This is a genomic window from Streptomyces sp. NBC_00885 (genome assembly GCF_045207475.1).
GTDB lineage: Bacteria > Actinomycetota > Actinomycetes > Streptomycetales > Streptomycetaceae > Streptomyces.
In genome coordinates, this window is the sequence record NZ_CP108796.1 from 1,677,152 (window position 1) to 1,693,084 (window position 15,933).

The following is a 15,933-nucleotide window of genomic DNA, read 5'->3' on the forward strand; positions in this document are numbered from 1 at the left end:
AATTACGCGAACGTTTGACGGAAGCTGATCGCGAACAGCTCGACCGGCTACTGGGGCTGTTCGGAAATGTTTCGGACGAGGAAGGACTCCGGGCGATCGGCCTGGCGGTGGCCTCCCATGTACGCAGCCGGCTACCGGCCGACGACCCCGCCCTGCGGCAGTGGCGCTCGACCATGGCGCCCGACCGGGCCGCGGCGCCCGGACTGCTTCGCCGGATGGCCGTACGCCACGGTCACCGCCCCGCGGCGGCCCGGCCCACGACCGCACGGCGGGCGGCCCCCCGGCCAGGACCGGAACAGCAGAGGTCCCTCGCGCCGTCCCCCTGGGACCTCATCCGCGACCGGCTGCTGTCCGCCACGTCTCTCTCCGAGACACAGGTCAGGGACGTCCTTGGGCAGGATCCCCGGCATCCGCACCTGATCCGGCTGACCCGGAAGGGCGGCGAAGTACGGCTGCCGTCGTTCCAGTTCCAGGAGGACTGCACACCGGTGCCGCTGGTCCTGGCCATCAACGAAGTACTCAGGGCTTCCAAGGACCCGTGGGGTGCTGCCGACTGGTGGCTGGGGCGCAACTACTGGCTGGGCACCGCGCCTGCCGAGGTCCTGGGCAGCGTCCCGGACGACGAGTTGATGGCAGCGGCGCGAGCCGTGGGCGAGGGGGACTGACGTGGGACGTCCGGCGAAACTCCCCGACAAACTCGCGGGCACGGCGCACCAGGTCATCTGGCCTGCCGGGACCAGGCTCTACCGGGTGCACAGGAAGGCCCGATCCGGAGCCGCCTTCAACCCGACCGTGGTCGATCATCACTTCGGCGGCACCCGGTTCGACAGCACGCGCAACGACCTCTACTCGTACCTGTATGTGGCCCCCACCGCTCAAACGGCGCTCGTGGAGAGTCTGCTGAAGGAACTGCCGATCGACGACGGCGTGCCGCGCACCGTGTCGTACAGCGCCATCGAGGGCCGGTGCCTGTCCCAACTGGAGCTGCTCACCGATGTCACGCTCCTGTCGCTGCTCGACCGCCGCGCGATGAGCGCGGTCAGCCAGGGCACCTGGCTCATCCAGGCGGATACACCCGACTATCCGTTCACCCGCCGCTGGGCGCACTGGCTGCGGCAGCAGGCCGACTGGGCCCAGGGGTTGATCTGGACCTCGAAGCAGGATCACCCGGAGCCCACCGCGGTGCTCTTCGGTGACCGCTTCGGTCCACTCCTCGGCGAGAAGGTGAACAAGGTCGTGGCTGCCGTCCCGAACACGACGATCGATCTCGACGACAGCGCGGGGATCCGCTGGCTCGACAGGACACTGGCCGACTACTGCGTACGCGTAGGCGCACCCCCGGACTGAGCGGCGGACGGGCCTGCCCCCGCTCCGCACGGCGGACCGGCATGCACCGGCCTGGCTGGTCAGACCTGGGCGTCACCCGGGCCCGACCGGTCAGACCCGGGCGCCATCCGGGCACAACCTGGGCGAAATTCGGGCCACGTCCGGGAATTATCGCGCAAGTAGGCAAAAATGAGCCGCACACACCTCCCGGTCGTGCATAGTCGACCGAAGCGCCTTCGAAAGAGATAATCGGAGGGACTCCGGGGGATGCGGAGCCGCAGGGCACAGAATTCGCGGTTTCGCGCGAATCGGCCGGCCTCATGAACCCGTTGCCCATCGCTCTGCGTTTCGATTCGCGCTCGTCTCTCCGTCCGCTTTCCCCGCGATTTACTCGCGCCCGAAAACTCTGGGGGTTCTCGTGTCTCAATTCGCCGAATCCGAACGACCTGCGATCTTTCCCGTCTGTCTTGTCATCGATGTGTCCGGCTCGATGTCGGGCGGCCCGATGGCAGCCATGAACACGGCCCTGCCCGCCATGCAGAGAGCGATCCTGGACGACCCGACGACCGGCGAGATCGCCCGCATCGCGGTGGTCACGTTCTCCGACTCGGCCGGCTGCGTTCTGCCGCTCAGCGACATGGCCCATGCGCAGATGCCCGCGCTCTCCCCCCAGGGCGGCACCAACTTCGCCGAGGGGTTCCGGGTCGCCCGTGAGGCTCTCGTGGACGGCATCGGGGGGCTGGGCCGGGGGGCGAGGTACCACCGGCCGGTGGTCTTCTTCCTCAGCGACGGTCAGCACAACGCCGGGCAGAGCTGGAAGGACGACTTCGACCGGCTGCGGAGCAGGGAGGACAAGTACGGCGCGGAGGTGGTGAGTTTCGGCTTCGGCCAGGCGAACCGGGACGTGATCGCGCAGGTGTCCACCCAGCACGCCTTCTTCGCCACCGACATGGATCCGGCAGTGGCGGTGAAGGAGATCCTGCACACCGTGCTCCTGAGCATCAAGACCACCTCGGGGTCGTTCCGGGCGGGTGGCGCGGCGGGGCTGAGCGTTCCACAGTCCACGGGTCTGACGCCGCTTCCGGTCCTCTCGAACTGACGGGCGCGACGATGGTCTCCAAGTGGTGGCCCAGGGGCAACCGGCCGGAGCCGGTTGCCCCCGCCGGCCCGGCCTCCTCGGCCGATCAGCCCGGGGCCACCCCGGAGTCGTCCGCGGCGCCGGGCGCCCTGGCGGACTCCGCCGCCCGGCCGGGCACGGCACAGCCACCGGGCGCGCTGCTGCCCGCCCAGACGCCGGCGGATGCGTACGAATACCTGGAGTTGCCCACTTCCGCGCCTCGGACGGGGCAGCTGGCGAGCCTGCCCGTGCCCCGTCTCACCGACGTGCCCACCAGCCTGCCGGGCATGCGCGCGGACGGCGGAGTCCTGCGGGGCTGCTGGATCGCCGCGGCCAGCATGACCGGCACCTCGCATCTGGTGCACGGCACATCGGGCCAGGACGTCTACCGGTACACCGTCACCAAGGACGGTTCCGGGCTGATTCTGGTCGTCTGCGACGGCCTCGGCTCCCGGCCGGCCACCGCGCAGACCGGCGCGGAGCTGCTCGCCTCGTACCTCTGTGAGGCCGCCTCGCACATCACCGGGCGGCAGATGGCCATGGCGCCGCAGGACGTACTCCGTGACGTCCTCGCGGCGGGCAGTGTCGCGGTACAGCGTCATCGTGCCGCGGTCCTGGGGTCTTTGACGGACTCGGACCTCGCGTCCACCGTCGCCCTGTGCTGGCTCCCGCTGCCCGTCGCCGACGACGAAGCCGCCGGCGACGGAGTTCAGGGGCACGATCCGGCCGAGGTATCTGCGGGCAGCGGTCACGGACATGCCGTACGGGTCGGTGACTGCAATGTCTTCACCCTTTCCCGCGGCACGTACGAAACCGCCTTCCCGGCGGACGAGGGGCCCGCCAACCTCGTCACGGGGTATCTGCCGGACGACGACGTGCACCGGCTGGCCGAGTACGCCCCGGTCGTGCTGGACGGGGTGGAAGCCGTGATCCTCACCACCGATGGGCTGGCCATCGACCTGTTCGACTCGCCCTCGGTACGGACGTGGCTGGCGTCGCGCTGGTCGGTGCCCTGCGGCGCCGCCCGCATGCTCGACTCGCTGCGCTACCGCCGCCAGGGCTCCCACGACGACCGGACAGCGCTGGTCGCCTGGCCCACGGCCTCGGCAGCGGAGCCCCCGGTGTCCTGGGCACGCGTGCCCGACCAGGCCGATCCCTCGGCCGCGCATCCCCGTCCCGAGTCCTGAGGTACGGTCATGCGCCATGTCATGGGGGGCTCCGGCCGCCAGTACGCCGTGGAAGACACCGAGTTGAACAGCGGTGGCCAGGCAAAGCTCTATCGCTGTCGTGACGACAAAGGCCTGGTACGGGTCTACAAGGAATATCTGAAGCCGCTGCACGACAGCGCCGACATCGCCCAACTCAGCCGCCTCCAGCGGATGGGCCACGACATCGTGGCCCGCGCCGAGGCCCAGCGCTCGCTCGCCGGTACGGCGTCCTCCTCGGTGAACTGGCCCATCGACCTCGTCCGTTCCGGACACGATGTCAAGGGCGTCGTCCTGCCACTCATACCGGACGAGTTCATGCGCGACGGCAAGAGCCCTCGCACGCTCGACTTCCTGTCACTTGCCCGCGCGAACCCGCCGGAGGCATCGGTCCGGGTGGGTGTGCTGATCCGGGTCTGCGACATCTTCGCGTACCTCGAATCCGAGCAGTTGGTGCACGGCGATGTCTCAGCGAAGAACGTGGTCTGGCGGCCGTCACCGTCGCACGCGTACCTGATCGACAGCGACGGCATGCGCTCCTTCTCACCCGCCCCGACGAACGGTGTCTGTACTCCCGGGTGGGAAGACCCTCGTCTGCAGGCCGGGAAGATCAAAGCCCACGACCGGTACAGCGACCGGTACGCGCTGGCGCTGGCCATGTACAAGGGCCTCTTCCTCAACCCCGGCGCCCCCTGCTACGTCAACGGAACCTGGACCGGGGCCTCCGGCTTTCCGCGCAAGCTCGACCCGCGGCTGCGGGACTTGTTCACCCGCGCGCTGGGCAAGCCGCTCGCCACGGACGGACGGCCCACGGCGGCGCAGTGGCGGCAGACCCTCACCTCCGTCTTCCTCGACGGCACAGGCAACTTCCGGCGCCCGCCTCTCGACGTGCTGGACGCATACGCGAAGCAGTACCGGGACGCGCATACCCAGCAGTTCCGGGCCGGGGCCGCGCGCAGGGGTACGGCGACCCCGACGCCTGCGCCCGTGGTCGCCGCTCCGCCCGCCGCCCGGCGCCCGGTCCCCGCGCCGCAGACGCCCGCTCGACAGCTGATCGCCGCACGGGCCCAGGCCGCACTGGTCCCCGCCACGCCTGTCCGCGCCACACCGGTCCGGACGGCCTCGAACAGTTCCTCCCCCTTTTGGGCGATCATGCTGATCCTCGTGCTCGCCGCGGGAGGAGGCGTCGCCTACAAGGCACTGAACGAGCAGCAACAGGAGCAGGGGGACCTGAGGTCGGACACCGCAACGCGTCCGTGTCCGACCGAGATCGCGGCGGACATCCCCGACGGCGCCGACGCGGTACTGCTCCACCACTACGTCACCGACTGGCATGACATCACCCTGTGCCGCACGACGGGCGACACCGTGTACTACCACGGAGCGCTGCTGAACAGTCCGGACGCAGACACGATCACCATCCCCGCCACCGAGACGAGCACCGGTTACCGTGCCCCCAAAGGGGACTATCTCTACGAGATCGACGGGGCACAGGTCCTGGTCACTCTGCCGTCGGGCAAGACGAAGTCCTACCGCCTGACCGAGGTGATCGATCCGGGCTGAGGACATGAGGGCGGTTCAGTCGGCCAGATCCGCTCTCAACCCGGCGCGCAGTTCGCCGAGTTCGTTCCAGAGTCCGGCGATGTGGAGCCGTGCCCCCTCGACCGTCTCACCCGTGCGGGCCATGCCGTGGGTGAGCCGTATCAGCACACCGTAGGTGGCGTTCAGCGAGCGGTTCGTCGCCCGCACGTTCGCCAACAGCGGTTCGGGCAGGGTCAGCTGAAGCTCCGCGTAGCAGCGGCGGTACGCCGCCCGGGCCTGCTCCAGCTCCGAAGCTTCCCGGGTGGTGTGCTCGCCCGCGGACCCACGGCCCAGCGCGTGCGCGTAGTCGGAGAGCGCCGTCAGGTACTGACGGGCGGAGGTGTTGAGCACGGCGTACTGAGACCGGCGGGCGCCGAGAGCCTCCTGGCGCTCCTGGAGGAACCGTTCGTCCAGCAGCCGCCGTTCCTCCTCACGCCGGTCCTCACGGCGGGAGCGGTCGATCCGGCTCTGGGTGATCAGGGCGGTCATGGTCGTCGTCGCGGCCCCGACAACCGTCACCAGCAGTGCTGTCGCCGTGGCGTCCACGCCGCCTCCCGCCGTCGCATGGTTGAGCGCCCCCTTCCATTCAAGCCCGTCGGCCGTCCGCCGCCGGGGCGGGAACGGGCTGTCCCCCGGGTCCGGGCGGGGTGTTGGCCGGGCGGTGCTCCGCCAGAACGTCGAGCACGGCCCGGGCCACCGCCGGACGCCGCACCGCCAGATGCACCTCCCAGAAGGGCCGGTCCGCCAGGGCAGGACCGATCGCCGTGAGCATCGCACGCAGGCTCGCCGCCGGTTCCAGACCACCGCGGCCCGCGCCCAGCAGCGGCAGGCACAGGGACCGCAGGGGCGGGCCGAAGCTCTCCCGTTCCGCCGCGGCCGCCTCGAAGACCTGCCGAACGGCCTTGGTGACGACGGCGGGTGTGGTGTCGTAGCCGCCGTCCGTCCTGGGCATCACCACGGCCGCGTGGTAGATCCTGCGGACGCCCTGGGAGACGAGTTCCCCGGCGGAGGTGGCCGCGACGGTTCCCGGGGCGACGGGCAGACCGGGGGAGGCGAACCGCACCAGCCAGTCGTGCAGTTCACGGGCCAGTACGTCGTCCAGGATGGCGCCGGCTTCGTTCTGCCGGGCCGCGGCACGGCGCAGTGCGCCGGATGTGGTCGGCCGGTAGGTCCGCGACATCTCCAGATAGGTGTTCTCGGACGACACCAGGATGTCGACGCCTGTGACGAACTCGATGGGGCTGGTGTGCACGACGATGCGCGCCGTCGTGCCACCGAGTGCGACGGGCAGGGAGAGCGGGCCGAGGGGCAGCGGCCGGACATCCGGAGAGCCGGTGCGCCGCATCTGCTCCACCGCACGGACCGTGCCCTCCGTGCTCTGCGCGGTCGCTTCCGACGCCTCCGCCGCGGCTCCGTTGCCGGCCGCCTGACCCCCGGTTGCCGGTGAGCGGGCCAGGCACAGCGCCAGTACGGCTTCCGCGGTCTCCTGAAGCACCAGCTTCTCGTGGTGCTTGCGGAACCGGTCGATGCTCACCCGGAAGACATCTGCCGCCCGGCGTCGCCGGTCCTGGGCCGCCCACTCCCGCGCCCCCCGCGTCAACCCGAACGTGTACTGCGCGGCGGACTGCAGATCACCGCCCCCGAGCGTCTCGACGGCGTCCCGTAACAGCGCCTCCACGGCGCCGGGCCGCATATCCCCCTCGCCGCCGGCGCCGTGCACGGCCGACGCCGCGTGCAGCAACGGGAGTTCCAGTCTCCGCAGGCCCAGCAGCCCATTGGCTCGCACCAGGCCCAACTCGGCAACCATGTCGGCAAGTGCGACCGTGGTGGGAGAGAAAACCATGGGTTCAGCATGCTGGTGCGCGGTCCGCGTCAGCAACCGGAATGGACTGATGAATCCGTATCCGCCCGTCCTGCCCGAGCTGTTACGACAGCGGCGCCGATCGGTTCCCCGCCGGTCCGGCCCAGGCGGCCAGCGCCTCGGCGCGTTCGGTGCGCCGGGTGTCCGCTTCGGTGGCGCGGGTGGCCCACGCAATGTGTCCGTCGGGACGTACGAGGACCTCGGTCACCCCGTCCAGGTCCGCGTGCTCGTCGTGCTCGGTGAGCGTCACGGCGGTGACCCGCGACTGCCACCCGGCGGCTCCGCCCTCGCCCCGGCCGGCGTCCCCCTTCAGGTCCAGCAGGACGAACCGGCCCTGGGGAAGCAGTTCGTAGACCCGTGTCGCCTGTGAACCGGCAGCGGTCAGTCCGATGTCGGGCACACGGCGCCCCACCAGCGGATCGGCTTGAGCGTCGGCGGGCGGGTAGCAGGTGCCGAGTGCGGAAACCTGCGCGGCCAGGCGGCGGTTGACCTCCTTGATGCCGAGGAGGTCGTCGAGGAGTGCGCGCAGGGCCGCCGCCGGACGCTCGTACTGGGGCAGGAGCGTCAGCTCCCACAGCAGGGTCTGGATCTCGGTGTTCTCGGTGACCGCCCGCCCGACCGGGTGGCGCTCCTCGTGGTAGCTGTCGAGCAGCCCCGGCGGCGCCCAGCCGTTGATCTCGGCGGCAAGCTTCCAGCCCAGGTTCATCGCGTCCTGGAGGCCGGTGTTGAGGCCCTGGCCGGCCGCGGGGAAGTGGATGTGGGCGGCGTCTCCCGCCAGCAGGACGCGGCCGGAGCGGTAACTCCCCGCGAGCCGGGTGGCGTTGCCGAAGCGGGAGAGCCACCGGGGCTCGGCGACACCGCAGTCCGTGCCGCAGATCCGCACCAGCGAGGAGCGGAACTCCTCGATCGTCACCTGCTGCGCGCTCGGCGTCCGCATCCGCTGCGGATCCATGAAGACGAAGCGGATCAGCCCCTCCTCCAGCGGCACGGCCAGCACACCGGCGGCACGCGCGCGGTCGAGTCCGGCGGGGTCGACGACGGCGAAGTCCCCCAGCATCCCGGTCATCGTTTCGTCCGTTCCCGGGAAGTCGATGCCCGCGACCTGTCGCACGAAGCTGCGTCCTCCGTCGCACCCGACCGCGTACCGGGCCCGCAGGGTCCGGGCCCCGCCGGGCCGGTGCACGGTCAGCTCGACACCGTCGGCGTCCTGGCTGAGCCCGACGCTCTCGTGCCCGCGGCTGATCTGAACGCCCAGCTCGCGCGCCCGCTCCTCCAGCAGCGCCTCGGTGCGCGCCTGCGCCAGGAACAGGGTGTATCCGTGCCGGGAGTCCAGCGCGGAGAAGTCCAAGTGGGTGTCCAGACCCGCGAAGTGCCAGCCGGGCACGGTCCGGCCGAGCGGGAGGAAGCGGGCGGCGATGCCCCGCTGGTCCATCAGCTCGACGCTGCGGGGGTGCAGGGTCAGCGCCCGGGAGTCCCGCTGCGGTTCGGCGCGGCGCTCGACGACCCGGGTCCGTACGCCCGCCAGCGCCAGCTCGCAGGCGAGCATCAGCCCGGTCGGGCCGGCGCCCACGACGATCACATCGGTGTCCATGGTGATCTCCTCGGTATTTAGTGAACAGCGTTCACGTGAACATTGTTCACTATAGTGAGCTCCATGAGTGCTCCGTCAACCCCCGCCAGAGGCCGGCCCGCCCGTCTCGACCGGACACGTACCGTCGAGACGGCCCTGCAACTGCTGGACGACAGCGGTCTCGACGCGCTGACCATGCGACGCCTCGCCGACGCGATGGACGTCCGCGCCGGTGCGCTGTACCGCTACTTCGCGACCAAGCAGGACCTGCTCACCGCGATGGCCGAGCGGATGCTGGCCTGCATCTCCCCGTCCGCGTCAGGGGCCGAGGCCGACTGGAGCGAGCGGCTGACCGCTCTGGCCCGGACGCTGCGCGACACGCTGTTGCGGCACCGCGACGGCGCCCGTGTCTACGCGGGCACGCACTCCATCGGCCCGGGCACCCTGGGGTACGCCGAAACCCTGATCGGGGCTCTGCGCGAGGCGGGCTTCGGCGAGGAGGAGGCGGCTCGCGGTGGGCTCGCGGTCGTGCACTTCACGCTCGGCCACACGCTGGAGGAGCAGGCCGCGCTCCAGCCCGGGGACGCGGGTCCCGCGGACCCCGACGCGCTGCGCGCGGCGGTGACGACGGAGCGGTTCCCGCATCTCGCCGCGACCCTGCCGGTGCTGACCGGCACGGACTTCGAGGCCCAGTTCGAGTTCGGCCTGCGCCTGCTCGTCCAGGGCCTGCGGGAGCTGCGACAGCCCCGGCCGTGACCGTGCGGCTGCCGCGGCCGCGGCAGGGCCTACATCACCGGGGCTTCGGAAGGGTCGTGCTCGGCCCAGATGATCTTTCCCTCGGCGGTGTAACGGGTGCCCCAGCGCTTGGCCACCTGGGCCACCAGGAACAGTCCGCGGCCACCCTCGTCGGTGGTGCGCGCATGCCGCAGCCGCGGGGAGGTGTTGCTCGTGTCGAAGACCTCGCAGATCAGTACGTCCTGCCTGATCAGACGCAGCCGGATGGGCCCCGAGGCGTAGCGGATGGCGTTGGTGACCAGCTCGCTCACGATCAGTTCCATCGTGAAACCCAGCTCGCCGAGCCCCCAAGCGTCGAGGCAGCGCAGGGTCCGGGCACGGGCTTCGGCCACCACGGCCGGATCGGACGGCAGGTCCCAGGAGGCCACCTGATCGCTGCCGAGGGCGTGCGTACGGGCGAGAAGGAGCGCTACGTCATCGTCGGGAGGGCCCTTGAGCATGTGGGTCAGGACGCTCGCGCACAATTCGTCCAGGGGCATGCCGGGACTGGCCAGGGCGGTGCCCAGCTGGGACATCCCGACCTCCACGTCCCGTTCGCGGGCCTCGATCAGCCCGTTGGTGTAGAGCGCGAGGACGCTCCCCTCCGCCACCTCGAAATCGGCCGACTCGAACGGCAGACCTCCCAGACCCAGCGGCGGTCCCGGCGGCAGGTCGAGGAAGGCCACCGAACCGTCCGGGGAGACGAGCGCGGGGGGCGGGTGCCCGGCCCGGGCCATGGTGCATCTGCGGCTGGCCGGGTCGTAGACGGCGTACAGGCAGGTGGCACCGAGCACGGCGGAGGCCGGACTCTCGTGGTGCGCCACGTCCTCGCCGATGAGACCGAGCAGCTGGTCGTCCAGGTGGGCCAGCAGCTCCTCCGGAGGAAGGTCTAGGTCGGCCAGCGTGCGGACGGCGGTGCGCAGCCTTCCCATGGAGGCGGCGGCCCTGATCCCGTGGCCGACCACGTCACCGACGACCAGGGCCACCCGGGCCCCGGACAGCCTGATCACATCGAACCAGTCGCCGCCCACTCCGTCGCTGGCTTCCGCGGGAAGGTAGCGCGACTCCACTTCCAGAGAGCTCTGCGTCGTCACTCTCTGGGGCAGCAGAAAGCGCTGAAGAGCCAGCGCGGTGTTGTGCTCGCGGGTGAACTGGCGGGCGTTGTCGATGTTGACGGCCGCCCGCGCGACGAGATCCTCGGCGAGAAGGAGATCGGCCTGCTCGAAGGCGCCGCGGCTCTCGCGGCGGATGAAGGTGGCGACGCCCAGGGCGTTGCCGCGGGCGCCGACTCTGACCAGCATCAGGGAACACCGGCCAAGGCCCTGGTTGTCCCCGGCACGGTGCGGCTCCGCGGCGAGCCACCCACCCGCCTCGTCGTCCAGGACGGGGCGCAGGTATGACGAGCCGTCAAGCAGGCACCGCTCGCCCGGTGAGGACGGCGGGAAGACCACGCTCTGCCCGGTCTCCGCGATCGGCTCCCGCAGGTCCGGGCCGGCGGAGCGCAGACCCGCGCGGCGCAGTTGCTGCGTACCGGGCAGAGGTCCGGGGCGCGGGGCCTCACCGAGCAGCACCGGGTCCAGCAGATCCACGGCGACGAAGTCGGCGAGGTGGGGGACGCAGGAGTCCGCCAGCGCCTGCGCGATGTGTATGAGGTTCAGGCTCTTGCCGGTCCGCGCGCCGACCTCGTTCAGCAGGGCGAGCCGCGACCCGGCGCGCCAGCGGTCGGTGACGTCGATGACCATGTAGCAGACGCCCCGCACCCTGCCCAGGGTGTCGTCGAGCCGGAAGAACGAGGTCGAGTAGGCGTGCTCGCGCTCCGGATCGGCCTGGGTGCGGCCCCTGTACTCGATGTCGACCGCGGGCTCCCCGGTCTCCAGGACCCTGCGCATGGTCGCCTCGATCGCCTCGGCGTCCAGTTTCGGCAGTACGTCGCCGAGCCTCTTCCCCAGCCGCTCCTCCCGGGGGACGCCACCGAGGCGTTCCAGGGCGTCGTTGATCCAGATGTAGCGCAGTTCCGGGCTCATCACGGCCATGCCCACCGGTGAACGGGCGAGAAACTGACCCACGAGCGACCGGTCCATCGGCCATCCCTGCCCCGTGTCGCTCTCGGTGCCCAGGTCGTTGAACGATGCGGCCAGGGGATCATTCCCGGCGCTGCCGTCGGAGGTGTCCATCGCGCTACCTCACCCATGAGAGGCCGGGATCTCGGCGCATGACCGGCGCCTGCATGGCTCATTCCAGTGCTGCCCTCCAGCATGGCACCGAGCCGCGTCCGGGGGTGATGGGACGCAGTCCCCGGGCGGAGTCAGTGCCGCTTGTGAGCCACGTAGTACGCGTTGAGGATGTCGCCCTCCACCCCGCGCACCTCGACATCGCCGAATCCGGCCTCGGCGAGCATGCGCCGAGCCGTCTGCGTACCCCATACCGTGCCCAGTCCTGCACCGCCCTCGGCGAGGGACACGGTCATGCAGTAGAAGACGGAGAAGGCGTACAGCACGGGGCCCAGGGGATGGTCGACGTTCTCCTCCAGCTTGCTGGAGGCGTCCACGTCCACCATCAGGAACACCCCGTCGTCCCGCAGCGCGCCGGCCACGGCGGACAGCGTGCCGGCCGGGCGGGCCAGGTCGTGGATCACGTCGAAGGCGGTGATCAGGTCGTACTCGCCGGTCAGCTCGGCCGTGTCCGCCACATCGAAGCGAGCGTTCTCCAGACCCAACTCTTCGGCCTCGCGGCGGGCCGCGGCGATACCCGTCTCCGAGATGTCCACGCCACGGAAGCGGCTCGCCGGGAAGGCCTTGGCCAGGAGATTGACCGCGCGTCCCTGTCCGGTGCCGATGTCGAGGGCGTCGATTCCCTCGCGCAGCCGTTCCGGGAGGCCGGACACCAGCGGGACGACGACGTCGACCAGGTCGCGGTCGTAGACCCTCGCCGTCTCCTCGGCCTGGAGTTCCTGGAAGCGTGGATACGCGGAGTAGGGCACGCCACCGCCCCGCTCGAACGCCTCGAGCACCTGGTCCTCGACGGTGCCGAAAAGCGCCAAGTACTGCATGAAGGAGCCCATGTTGTCGGGGCCCGAGGCACGGACCAGTGAGGCCGCGTGCTCGGGCGGCAGCCGGTAGGTGCCGTCCTTGGCGGTGTACTCGACGATGCCGCCCACGGTCATCCCGCCGAGCCACTCCCGCACATAGCGCTCGTTCAGGCCGGCGGCCCGGGCGATCTGCTCAGTGGTCGACGGGGGCAGCCCCGCCATGGTGTCGAACAGTCCGGTCCGGTGCCCGAGGCTGCACAGAAAGCCCAGACAGGAGTCGCTGAATATCTGCACCGCACGGCCCGCGAACGCTTCCTGCTTCGCGGCGTCCATCGCCTGCGTGGTCATCGCATCTCGCTCCTTCGTCATCGCAGGTCGGAGAGCGATTCAAAGAACGATCAGGAGACGTCGAGCCGCAGACCGGCCGGGGATGTCGTCGATGTTTCCGATGCTACGCGGGGGGCCTGCGACCCGCCGCCGGGACGGGTCCGGCGTCACGGTTTCGTCAGATACGGGCTGGGGCGTGTGTGAGAAGTCCCTCCCCCAGAGCTTCGCCTGGGAGGTGCCCCCACCGCACGACGCCCCACTACCCCTTGATCAGTGATCCGCATCACATGCCGGCCCGGAGCCGTGATGTTTTCCGTGCCCGGTGCGCTGGGTAGTCCAGGCCGCCCAAGTGACGGGTGTGCCTCAAGTGAACGTATCGGAGAGGTGGGGCACTTGAGCCCGCGTAGGTCGCACGCGTACAAACCCCTGAGCATGAAGCGCCGAGCCTGGCTGACCCTGGGCGCGGTTGTCCTCGGCGGGGCGGGGGTGGTCACGATCGCCACGGCCAACCCGTCCGACTCGCCCAAGAAGCCGCATCAGCAGGAACGGGCCGCCAAGCTCCGCACTCTCGGGCTCACCAAGGGCGGAACCAAGGACCGCGAGCTGCCGGCCACCGACACCGAGCCGTTCTCCGTCGTCGGAATCGGCTGGGACAGCTCCACGGCCAAGGTCGACGGCACGGCAGAGGTGCGTACGCGCAGCGCCGAGAACGGCAAGTGGTCCGGCTGGCAGGCGGTGGACCTGGAAACACACCGGCCGGACGGTGCCGAGGGCACCGACCACGGCGCGTCCGAGCCGCTGTGGGTCGGGCCGTCCACCGCCGTGCAGGTGCGCGTCGGCTCGGGCAAGGCACTGCCCAAGAACCTTAAGCTGCACATGGTCGACCCCGGTGTGAGCAAGGCCGAGGCCGAGAACCCGGCCGGGACGGACATGGACAACTCCGCCTTCGCGGTGGACGAGACCCCCTCCGGCTCCCCGAGCGACCCGGCCGCCCCGACGGATCCGGCATCGCCGTCCGACAGCGCCGTACCGACGGACACCGCGACGCCCACGGACCCGGCCACGCCGACCCCGACGGACTCGCCGGCCGACACCGCGTCCCCGAGCGCGTCCCCGAGTCCGACGCCCACCAAGCCGACCGCGCCGCCGTCCACGGTGAAGCGGCCGCCGATCATCGACCGCGCCCACTGGGGCGCCGACGAGTCGCTGGTCGACGACCCCGCCGAGTACATCGACAAGGTGCAGGCGGTCTTCATCCACCACACCGTCGGCTCGAACAACTACAGCTGCGCCGAATCGGCCGCCCTGGTCCGCGGCATCATGACGTACCACATCCAGTCCGAGGGCTGGAACGACCTGGGCTACAACTTCCTGGTCGACAAGTGCGGCCAGATCTTCGAGGGCCGGGCCGGCGGCGTCGACCTGCCGGTCAAGGGCGCGCACACCTACGGCTTCAACAGCTACTCCACCGGCATCGCGCTGCTCGGTGACTTCGAGGGCGACGCCGCCACCGGCAAGCCGGCCGGACGGCCGACCACGTCGGCCATGCAGTCGGCCGCCCGTATCGCCGCCTGGAAGCTCGGCCAGTACGGCGGCAACCCCAAGGGCACCGTCACGCTGACCTCCATGGGCAACACCGGCAAGTGGACCGAGGGCCAGCAGGCCACGATGAACGTGATCTCCGGTCACCGCGACGCCTTCGCCACCGCCTGCCCGGGCAAGAACCTGTACGCCAAGCTCTCCTCGATCCGTGACTTCGCCGCGGGCGCAGGGCGCAACTCCGCGATCGCGACCTCCGACTTCGACCGGAACGGCATCAAGGACCTGGCCGTCGGCCTGCCGAAGATCGCGGCCAACGGCGGCTCGGTGACCGTCCTGCCCGGCGGTACGAGCGGGCCCGTCTCCACCACCCGGCGCACCCTCACCCAGGCCTCCCCCGGCATCCCCGGTGAGAACGAGACCAGCGACAGCTTCGGCTCCTCGTCGGCGTACGGCGACGTCAACGGCGACGGCTACGCCGACCTCGCCATCGGCGCGCTCGGCGAGGACGACGACTCGGGCCACGGCGACACCGGATCGGTCACCGTCGCTTACGGCCCGGGGCTGGACAGCGGGAAGCAGTACCTGACCTCGGCCGCCTACCGGCTGACCGGCGAGAAGCTCGGCTCCTCCGTCACCGTCGGCGACTTCAACGCGGACGGCAAGGCGGACATTCTCTCCATCGCCCCGGGCAAGCCGGGCCGCTGGTGGGTGTTCGAGGACAAGTCCGCCCTCCCCACCAAGGCCGGCTTCCTCAACACGACCGCGTACACCGCCGCCGTCTCCTACGCCGCAGCCGTCACCGGCGACTTCAACAAGGACGGCTACGCGGACGCCGCGATCAACTTCCGTGACCCGAGCGGGGTTTCGCGACTGCTGTGGCTCAAGGGCTCCGCGACCGGCCTGGTCCGCGTCGGCATCCTGGACGCGCGCGGCGGCCGTTCGCTCGCCGCGGGCGACCTGAACGGCGACGGCTACACCGACGTCGCCGTCGGCCAGCCGATCACCACGGAATCGGCCCACGCCCTCACGGGCGGCGCGGTCACCGCGGTCTTCGGCTCGTCGACCGGGCTGACCTCGACCGGCCGCAAGACCTTCGGCCAGAACACCACCGGCGTCCCGGACACCGGCGAGAGCGGTGACGACATGGGCGCGTCCGTGTCCGTCGGCGACGTCAATCTGGACGGCTACGACGACATCCTCACCGGCCTGCCGGGCGAGGACCTCACCCGCGACGGTGTCGCGCAGGGCAACGCGGGCCAGGTCATCCTGCTGCGCGGCTCCTCCACCGGACCGACGGCCACCGGCTCGGTCGCGTACCACCAGGACACCACCGGGGTGCCCGGCTTCACCGAGCTCAACGACCGCCTGGGCTCAGCCGTCTCGCTCACCGACCTGTCGGGCTACGGCCGCGCGGATCTCGCCGTCGGAGCCGACGGTGAGGACGCGAACAACGGCACGATCCTCCAGCTCGACAACAGCAGCACGAGCGGGATCGTCACCAGCTCCGCCGTGTACTACGGCACGACGGCCCTGGGGGCACCCACCGGCGCCCGCATCGGCATCGTGCTGACGCCGTAGTCCGGCTGCCGCCGACGAACTGCG

Annotated in this window: 12 protein-coding genes; 7 read left to right on the forward strand and 5 right to left on the reverse strand. The window is 70.7% G+C overall.

What is annotated here, in order from left to right; genetic code table 11:
• The first annotated feature begins 14 nt into the window (after positions 1–14).
• The 5 genes from OHA61_RS07620 (at position 15) to OHA61_RS07640 (ending at position 5,211) form a co-directional block, all read left to right on the forward strand.
• Positions 15–665: a DUF3168 domain-containing protein gene (locus OHA61_RS07620; protein WP_406302370.1), complete on the forward strand. Its 651-nt coding sequence runs from the start codon at positions 15–17 to the stop codon at positions 663–665.
• A gap of 1 nt (position 666) precedes the next feature.
• A complete protein-coding gene (locus tag OHA61_RS07625) occupies positions 667–1,347 on the forward strand; it encodes an RES family NAD+ phosphorylase (RefSeq protein WP_406302371.1) in 681 nt (226 codons plus the stop codon).
• 397 nt (positions 1,348–1,744) lie between these two features.
• On the forward strand, positions 1,745–2,425 hold the full coding sequence (locus OHA61_RS07630) for a vWA domain-containing protein (protein ID WP_406302373.1): 681 nt from the start codon (positions 1,745–1,747) through the stop codon (positions 2,423–2,425).
• A gap of 11 nt (positions 2,426–2,436) precedes the next feature.
• Positions 2,437–3,630, forward strand: a complete 1,194-nt coding sequence (locus OHA61_RS07635) for a protein phosphatase 2C domain-containing protein (RefSeq protein ID WP_406302374.1) — start codon at positions 2,437–2,439, stop codon at positions 3,628–3,630.
• A gap of 9 nt (positions 3,631–3,639) precedes the next feature.
• Positions 3,640–5,211 carry a hypothetical protein gene (locus OHA61_RS07640; RefSeq protein WP_406302375.1) on the forward strand — a complete coding sequence of 524 codons (1,572 nt, stop codon included), beginning with the start codon at positions 3,640–3,642 and terminating at the stop codon, positions 5,209–5,211.
• 15 nt (positions 5,212–5,226) lie between these two features.
• Here the strand turns inward: OHA61_RS07640 and OHA61_RS07645 are convergent, their stop codons facing one another.
• The 3 genes from OHA61_RS07645 to OHA61_RS07655 all read right to left on the reverse strand — a co-directional run bounded on the left by OHA61_RS07645 (position 5,227) and on the right by OHA61_RS07655 (position 8,681).
• On the reverse strand, positions 5,227–5,775 hold the full coding sequence (locus OHA61_RS07645; RefSeq protein ID WP_406302376.1) for a hypothetical protein: 549 nt from the start codon (positions 5,773–5,775) through the stop codon (positions 5,227–5,229).
• A gap of 40 nt (positions 5,776–5,815) precedes the next feature.
• The gene (locus tag OHA61_RS07650) at positions 5,816–7,072 is read right to left on the reverse strand and encodes a macro domain-containing protein (RefSeq protein ID WP_406302377.1); all 1,257 of its coding nucleotides are present in this window, start codon (positions 7,070–7,072) and stop codon (positions 5,816–5,818) included.
• Between the two features lie 82 nt (positions 7,073–7,154).
• Positions 7,155–8,681, reverse strand: coding sequence for a monooxygenase (locus tag OHA61_RS07655; RefSeq protein WP_406302378.1), 1,527 nt, complete (start codon positions 8,679–8,681; stop codon positions 7,155–7,157).
• A 63-nt stretch (positions 8,682–8,744) separates the two neighbouring features.
• On the opposite strand from OHA61_RS07655, the gene OHA61_RS07660 reads away from it, so the two are divergent.
• Positions 8,745–9,416, forward strand: coding sequence for a TetR/AcrR family transcriptional regulator (locus OHA61_RS07660; RefSeq protein WP_406302379.1), 672 nt, complete (start codon positions 8,745–8,747; stop codon positions 9,414–9,416).
• Positions 9,417–9,445: 29 nt separating this feature from the next.
• On the opposite strand, the gene OHA61_RS07665 is transcribed toward OHA61_RS07660, so the two are convergent.
• Both OHA61_RS07665 and OHA61_RS07670 read right to left on the reverse strand, forming a co-directional pair.
• Positions 9,446–11,608 (reverse strand): SpoIIE family protein phosphatase, encoded by a 2,163-nt coding sequence (locus OHA61_RS07665; protein ID WP_406302380.1) that lies wholly within the window; start codon positions 11,606–11,608, stop codon positions 9,446–9,448.
• Between the two features lie 131 nt (positions 11,609–11,739).
• Positions 11,740–12,810: a class I SAM-dependent methyltransferase gene (locus tag OHA61_RS07670; protein ID WP_406302381.1), complete on the reverse strand. Its 1,071-nt coding sequence runs from the start codon at positions 12,808–12,810 to the stop codon at positions 11,740–11,742.
• A gap of 411 nt (positions 12,811–13,221) precedes the next feature.
• On the opposite strand from OHA61_RS07670, the gene OHA61_RS07675 reads away from it, so the two are divergent.
• On the forward strand, positions 13,222–15,909 hold the full coding sequence (locus OHA61_RS07675) for an FG-GAP-like repeat-containing protein (RefSeq protein ID WP_406302382.1): 2,688 nt from the start codon (positions 13,222–13,224) through the stop codon (positions 15,907–15,909).
• Positions 15,910–15,933 lie beyond the last annotated feature (24 nt).

Coding starts and splice junctions, on each gene's coding strand:
- OHA61_RS07670 (WP_406302381.1), bottom strand. CDS start 12,810: ATGACCACGCAGGCGATGGACGCCGCGAAGCAGGAAGCGTTCGCGGGC.
- OHA61_RS07655 (WP_406302378.1), bottom strand. CDS start 8,681: ATGGACACCGATGTGATCGTCGTGGGCGCCGGCCCGACCGGGCTGATG.
- OHA61_RS07650 (WP_406302377.1), bottom strand. CDS start 7,072: ATGGTTTTCTCTCCCACCACGGTCGCACTTGCCGACATGGTTGCCGAG.
- OHA61_RS07665 (WP_406302380.1), bottom strand. CDS start 11,608: ATGGACACCTCCGACGGCAGCGCCGGGAATGATCCCCTGGCCGCATCG.
- OHA61_RS07675 (WP_406302382.1), top strand. CDS start 13,222: ATGAAGCGCCGAGCCTGGCTGACCCTGGGCGCGGTTGTCCTCGGCGGG.
- OHA61_RS07640 (WP_406302375.1), top strand. CDS start 3,640: ATGCGCCATGTCATGGGGGGCTCCGGCCGCCAGTACGCCGTGGAAGAC.
- OHA61_RS07660 (WP_406302379.1), top strand. CDS start 8,745: ATGAGTGCTCCGTCAACCCCCGCCAGAGGCCGGCCCGCCCGTCTCGAC.
- OHA61_RS07635 (WP_406302374.1), top strand. CDS start 2,437: ATGGTCTCCAAGTGGTGGCCCAGGGGCAACCGGCCGGAGCCGGTTGCC.